Genomic DNA, 6,620 nt, shown 5'->3' on the forward strand with positions numbered 1-6,620 from the left:
CAGCCCAATTGACGCTCCGCGACAATCATCAGCCAAAAATCCCTTGCCCGCGACAAAATGATCAGCCAATCTCAACACGTCGCGGCCAAGGATTATCATCCTGATTGTCGCGCTGCTCTCATCCAGATTGTCGCGCTACACCTCGCGCCACGTTATGAATTATCCTGGACACCTTCAAGCGCCGATATGCTCTATGCGTCGGCATCGGAAGGCTACCGGCCAAACGGCGTCAACGTGTTCGGCCGCGTCGGTGATCTGTCACACAGCCAGCATAGCGGCGATGAATTGTGGAACTATGAGCTGGGCGCAAAGGGCGCTTTCCTTGATGGGCATGTCAACATTCATGCGGCCACGTTTTACCAGTCGTGGAAAAGTGTTCAGACTGATCAATTGATCGAAGACGGATTTGTCTACACGGGTAATGTGCGCGAGGCGAGGAACCTGGGTTTCGAAGCGGAACTGGCATTGCTCAATATCGCGGGAAACGACGTTGGTTTAAGTGTGACGGGCATTAATCCGGAGATCATCAATCCAGCCGCAGATATCCTCATTACCGGCGACAGTTTGCCCGGATCTCCGCACCTTATTGCAAGCGGCTCTCTAACCCGGCACTGGGGATCCGCTTTCGGAATTGATACCCGAACGTATTTCAGCGGCCTCCATGTCGGGCAAGCCAACACGTCCTTCTTCGGCGACTCTGCGGCAATGACGGATGAATATTTCGTCACCAATCTCTCTGCCGAATTCTCTGCAGCGCAATGGCGGCTGAACCTCTTCATGAACAATATTCTCGACGCCGAAGTCGCGACTTTTGCCTATGGTGATATCATTCACTCAGACACATCCCGGTTCGTGACGCCGCTCCATCCAAGAGAAGTGGGCATCAGGGTACAAGGCACGTTTTGACTATCCTCGCATGCGCAAATGCGTCATGACCCATGCTCCAAACTACTCATTCTACTGAATTTCTCGCCATATTTTTGAGACCAATACAAAAAAGCGCCCCTGCCGAGGCAAGGACGCTTCAGTTGTATCGGAGGATATTGTTTTGGACTATGACTAGAACTTCACGCCCGCTTCGAGTGAGATGGTCCGTGGCTCTTCGATGTAGAAGATGGCCCGTGACACTTCGGTAATCGGAGTCGGCAGTTTGAACGTACTACCGGTCGTGATCTGGTCGGTGAGATTTTTCCCGACCAGCGCAATATGCCATTTCGCGTCGTCAGGCGTGAGCTCGACGCGAAGATCAATCTTTGTGTAAGCTGGCTGATAGCCATAGACAGGGTTCTGGTTGTCCGAGTTGAAGTACTCGGTACGTCCCGAAACCGACAGCATGTTCTCGAGATTCAGATTGTTCCCGAAATCAACATGATAGTGAGCCCGGAAGTTTCCGCTGAAATCAGACGTGTACGGAAGCGGCGTGCCGCCAATATTGTTGGCAGCAACTGTGGCCGGATCAGCAGGATTGCATTCGGATATCGGTTGCGACGCAAGGCATGACGCACCGGGATAGTCCTCGTACTTGGCATCCTGGTAAGCAGCCGAGACCGACAGATCGAAATCAGGTGTCACGAACCATGACATCGACGCCTCAACACCCGTCGATTTGGCCGTGGCCGCGTTGCCGGTCACGTAGGTCGAAATCGTGGAGTTATAGACCGACGTCTGGAGGTCCTCGAATTTGGTTTCGTAAATCGCACCGTTGAGAACGATCGTGCCATCCTGGAGTGTGGATTTGATACCAAATTCGATATTCTCGGACTTCTCGGGCTCATAGGTGAACGTGCTGTCGATCGTACCATAGGTATTGCCGACAAATCCACCTGACTTCGAACCCTTGCCGTAGGTCGCGTAGGTCATGAGATCGGGCGTTACATCCCATTGCATTGTGATCGACGGATCGACATTGTCTTCGTCGATTGATCCATTGGCGACTGTGAGAGGACGCAGCGGATAAGGCCCGTAGATCAGTTCACCATCGAAGCCGGCGCGCTTCTCGGTCTTCGTGTAGCGAAGGCTGCCGATCGCTCGGATAGTATCGCTGAAATGATACGTTCCCTGACCAAAGATCGAATAGGACTGGGACCATTGCGCGAAGTCCGAACGTTCGAGACCGTTATAGGCAAAGGCCGGAATGAAGAAGCCGGTAAACTGGCTGAGCTGGTATCGCGAGGTGTCGTAGTAGGCGCCCACGATATATTCGAACTTCTCACCGATCGGCGACAACAGACGCAGTTCTTGGGACATTTGCCGGAAGTGTTCGGGGTAGGAGTTGAAAACACTTGGGAAAGTGACGCCGCCGACCGGGTTCTGAAGGTCGAAATAATTATTGATGTCCGACCGGAACATGGAATAGCCCGTGACCGACGTCAGCGTGTAGTCGCCCAGTTCAAGATTGCCGGTACCTGACACCATCCAGGAGGTCGCTTCCGTGCCCTCTTCGCCAATAGTCGAATACGTACTGTAGCGTGTCAGGTCAGGATCCTGCTCTTCCGTCGTCGAGCCGGATACGTTCATGCCACCCGTGCGGCGGTTGTCCCCGTAATCGACCTTGACCGTATAGTCGAACGGCCCATCCGGTGCATATTTTAACGTCAGGCGTGCAAGCGCCTGCTCAACCTGCGGCTCCTTGCGGCCATTGGCTTCGTTCAGAATATAGCCGTCCTGATCAACAAACCGGAGTGCCAGTCGGGCCGACAGGTCATCGGTGATCGGGCCGGCCACGTGGCCATAGATTTCCGTTCCTTCAAGATCAAAATTGTAGATCGCCGTGGCGGCACCCTCAACTTCTTCCGTAGGTCCGGCTGTCACGACGCTTACAGCGCCCGCAGCCGTGTTCTTGCCGAACAGGGCGCCTTGCGGTCCGCGCAGGACTTCTACCCGCTCGATGTCAAAGAAGGGTGCCTGGGCCTGGCGGGCCTTGCCCGCGTAGACGCCGTCAATATACATACTGACGGCTTGGTCGAACGAGAAGTTCGCTGGCGGCGAACCGAATCCGCGAATGTAGATAACGTTGTTACCGGCCGTCAGCTGGACGGAGACGTTCGGCGTCAGTTTTGTAAGCGCCTGGAAATCGGTAATCTGCAGGTCAGCGAGCGTGTCACCGGAGATAACCTCCATCGAGATTGGCACGTCCTGCAAGCTTTGTTCGCGCTTCTGCGCAGTCACCACAACCCGGTTAAGGGTCCGTACTTCGTTTTGCGCATCGGAGTCGTCCGTTTGCGCGACTGCTTGTCCAAACATAGCAACACTGGCCATGCCGGTGCTCAGCAACAATGCATTGATCTGCATTTCTTCCTCCCTTGTTAGACCTCGCTTCTATTGGTGAGGTCATTCAACACCAACTTAAATTTATATTGGTTTATCGTCAACTGGGATGACGTTTTATGATCCCATTCTTCTGGTCAGGATTGCACAAATACAACACCCATGAGCCGCTCACAGAGGATCTTTTTTGCGATACCGCCTGTTCGTCCGAAGGGGCTGGCATCAGACAATCCCCTTGCGTTCGAGTTCGTCGATCGCAGCATCATCGAGGCCCAGCAGCTCGCGGAACACTTCGCGATTGTCCTGCCCGACCGATTGCGAGGCGAGCCTGCGAACAGAGCCGGGCGTGTCGGACAGTTTAGGAAAGGCGTTCTGCATGGGAAGCTTGCCCCATTTCGGATGGTCGACCTCTATAAGGGACTCGCGGGCCTTGAAATGCTCGTCATCGAGCATTTCCTTGGCAGTATACATGCGCCCGGCCGGGACACCGGCGGTAACCATCGCGGCCTCGACATCGTCCACGGTATATTGGCGGGTCCAGACCTCGATCAGCGCGTCGAGCTCCTTCTGGTGCTCGCCGCGGGCCTCATGGGTTGCATAACGCGGATCGGTGCTAAGCGAAGGCTGGTCTATCGCGACGCATAGGCGCGCGAAAACCGTGTCCTGATTGGCAGCGATCAGATAATAGCCATCCTTGCAGGGATATACGTTCGATGGCGCAACACCCGGAAGAATCGATCCCGAACGGCCGCGCACGTAGCCGCCAACGGCATAGTCCGGCACAAGGCTCTCCATGACATGGAGAACTGACTCGAACAGGGAAGAATCAACCACCTGCCCCTCCCCGGTCTTGTTGCGATGATGCAGGGCCGTCAGCGCGCCGAGGCAGGCAAACGTTGCTGCCAGGCTATCCCCGATGGATACACCCATCCTCGAAGGAGGACGGTCTGGTTCGCCCACTATGTTCCGCCAGCCGCCCATGGCCTCGCCAATACCGCCAAACCCGGCGCGCGTGGCATAAGGCCCCGTCTGGCCATACCCCGAAACGCGGATGACAATGAGGCCGGGATTGGCTTCCCGCAGACTGTCGGGCGAGAGATTCCATCCCTCCAGCGTGCCGGGACGAAAATTCTCGATCAGGATGTCGGAACCTAAAATCAGTCGCCGGGCAATATCCTGCCCCTCAACGGTGCGAAGGTTGGCCGTGACCGTGCGCTTGTTGCGCGCAAGGAGTTCCCAGAACAACGGATAACCGGGCTGGCCCCATTTACGCAGCGGGTCGCCCACGCCGGGTGGCTCGATCTTCACGACGTCCGCGCCGAAGTCGCCAAGCAACTGTCCGCAGAACGGCCCGGCGATCAGTTGCCCCATCTCGACGACACGGATGCCGTCCAGTGGTCCTGGTGTCGATTTTGTGGGCACACCACCGTCCATAACAATACTCGCGCGTTAAGTTAGGTTGCGAACAGGGCCGCATCATTGTATTCAATACAATGGATAAACTGCTCAGCTCAAGCCCAAATAGTCCCTATTCCATCATAATTGTATACTTTAGTGGCCAAAATGACTAAAATCGAAATTGTGGAAGTTTCCCCGCGTGATGGCTTGCAGAACGAACCTGATCTGGTGCCGACTCATCAAAAGCTCGAACTCATCAAGCGGGCTGCGGCAAGCGGCGCTCGCCGAATCGAGGCTGTGAGTTTCGTCAATTCAAAAGCCGTCCCCCAGATGGCCGATGCGGAAGAGGTGATGATGGCGATCCGCGGCGAGACGGCTTTCCGACAGGAAGGCATCGCCATTTCTGGCCTCGTCCTCAACCGCCGCGGTCTGGACCGTGCATTGAAGGCGGATGTGGATGAAGTGAATTTCGTCGTGCTCGCGTCCGAAACGTTCAACAAGCGCAACCAGGGCGCCACCACCATGGAGACCATGCGCCAACTTGGCGAAGCAGTCAGCGTCGCCCGCGCCGAGGGAATTCCGGTTGGCCTGACAATAGGCGCAGCCTTTGGCTGTCCGTTTGAGGGCGAAGTCCCCCTCGCGAAAGTCATCGCGCTGGTAGAGCAGGCCGGCGCGTTCGACCTTGGTGAAATTGCCCTTGCCGACACGATCGGCGTCGCCGATCCGCTGGCCGTCGAGCAACGCGTTGCCGCACTGCGGGCGGCCTTGCCGGGTGTGCCGCTGCGATGCCACTTCCATGACACCCGCAATACGGGGCTTGCCAATGCCTATGCCGCCTGGCGGAGCGGCGCGACGACGCTCGATGCATCGATTGGCGGCATTGGGGGATGTCCGTTCGCTCCCAACGCGACGGGAAACGTGGCGACGGAAGACCTTGTCTACATGTTCAGCCGAATGGGCGTGGAAACCGGCCTCTCTCTCGATTCGCTTCTCGCTGCCGCAGAATGGCTCCAGGACGAGGTCTTGAAGAAGGCAGTCCCATCGGCTCTGCTCCGCTCGGGTGGATTTCCGTCCGTAACGGAACCGGCACGCGTGTGCGTGTGATTGACCGGCGCAGGGTATCGTCAACAGAAAGACCAAAGACCCATGATCGAACTACACAATTCGGCGACACCAAACGGCCAGAAAATCGCGATCATGCTCGAAGAGACGGCTCTTCCCTACACGTTGCACACCTATGATATCTTTGCTGGCGACCAACTCACACCGGAATTCGGGCGGATCAATCCAAATCACAAGCTGCCCGCCATTGTCGACCTTGATCCGGATGATGGCTCAGGCCCGCTCAACGTGTTCGAGTCTGGCGCCATCCTGCAATACCTTGCCGAGAAGAGCGGAAAATTCCTGCCCGACTCAGGCCCATTGCGCAGCCGCGCCATTCAGTGGTTGACTTGGCAGGGTGCCTGCCTCGGCCCGATGGGCGGACAGGCTAGCCATTTCCTGCGCTATGCACCAAAGGGTCAGGACTATGCGGCTGAGCGCTACACGAAGGAGCTGAATCGCCTGTTGCAGGTGCTCGAGAAGCGGCTGTCGGAATCAGAATATCTCGCGGGCGATACCTACACGATTGCCGACATAGCGGTCTGGCCAGGTCGGGCGGCGTCATTCGTTATGGGGGTGGACTTGTCCATGTATCCATCCACGTCCCGCTGGTTCCAGACCGTCGCAAAGCGCCCGGCTTTGGTGAGTGCCATGCAGCGGCCCGAGCTGGCTGCGCCCGCCAAGTATATGGGACGCAACCAGAAACTCAGCCCGGACGAATGGTCGAACATGTTCGGCGAGCACATGCACGCCGCCGTTTCACGCTAGACGATCACGCCTGCCCGGCCTTGTGTTGCCGCTCGCCCCAAAGGATGGAGCGGTGTTCGTCAGTGAATCCCTGCAGGCCGCCTTCA

At 56.8% G+C, this 6,620-nt stretch carries 5 protein-coding genes; 3 read left to right on the forward strand and 2 right to left on the reverse strand.

What is annotated here, in order from left to right; all coding sequences use genetic code 11:
• Positions 1–57 precede the first annotated feature (57 nt).
• Positions 58–906, forward strand: coding sequence for a TonB-dependent receptor domain-containing protein (locus ACESNB_RS08070; protein WP_373006097.1), 849 nt, complete (start codon positions 58–60; stop codon positions 904–906).
• A gap of 153 nt (positions 907–1,059) precedes the next feature.
• Here ACESNB_RS08070 and ACESNB_RS08075 read toward each other — a convergent pair whose 3' ends face one another.
• Together ACESNB_RS08075 and ACESNB_RS08080 are read right to left on the reverse strand one after the other, a co-directional pair.
• Positions 1,060–3,291 (reverse strand): TonB-dependent receptor, encoded by a 2,232-nt coding sequence (locus tag ACESNB_RS08075; protein WP_373006099.1) that lies wholly within the window; start codon positions 3,289–3,291, stop codon positions 1,060–1,062.
• 198 nt (positions 3,292–3,489) lie between these two features.
• Entirely contained in the window at positions 3,490–4,689 is a 1,200-nt protein-coding gene (locus ACESNB_RS08080; RefSeq protein WP_373006101.1) for a CaiB/BaiF CoA transferase family protein, read from the reverse strand.
• A 141-nt stretch (positions 4,690–4,830) separates the two neighbouring features.
• Between ACESNB_RS08080 and ACESNB_RS08085 the strand changes: the two genes are divergently transcribed.
• A complete protein-coding gene (locus tag ACESNB_RS08085) occupies positions 4,831–5,769 on the forward strand; it encodes a hydroxymethylglutaryl-CoA lyase (protein WP_373006103.1) in 939 nt (312 codons plus the stop codon).
• 42 nt (positions 5,770–5,811) lie between these two features.
• Complete coding sequence (locus ACESNB_RS08090; protein ID WP_373006105.1) at positions 5,812–6,534, forward strand: glutathione binding-like protein; 723 nt, start codon at positions 5,812–5,814, stop codon at positions 6,532–6,534.
• The last annotated feature ends 86 nt before the right edge of the window (positions 6,535–6,620 follow it).

The organism is Hyphomonas sp. (assembly GCF_041689225.1).
Taxonomy (GTDB): Bacteria; Pseudomonadota; Alphaproteobacteria; order Caulobacterales; family Hyphomonadaceae; genus Hyphomonas.

Bases quoted from the DNA above. Each gene is read 5' to 3' on its own strand.
- ACESNB_RS08090 (WP_373006105.1), top strand. From the start codon at position 5,812: ATGATCGAACTACACAATTCGGCGACACCAAACGGCCAGAAAATCGCG.
- ACESNB_RS08085 (WP_373006103.1), top strand. From the start codon at position 4,831: ATGACTAAAATCGAAATTGTGGAAGTTTCCCCGCGTGATGGCTTGCAG.
- ACESNB_RS08075 (WP_373006099.1), bottom strand. From the start codon at position 3,291: ATGCAGATCAATGCATTGTTGCTGAGCACCGGCATGGCCAGTGTTGCT.
- ACESNB_RS08070 (WP_373006097.1), top strand. From the start codon at position 58: ATGATCAGCCAATCTCAACACGTCGCGGCCAAGGATTATCATCCTGAT.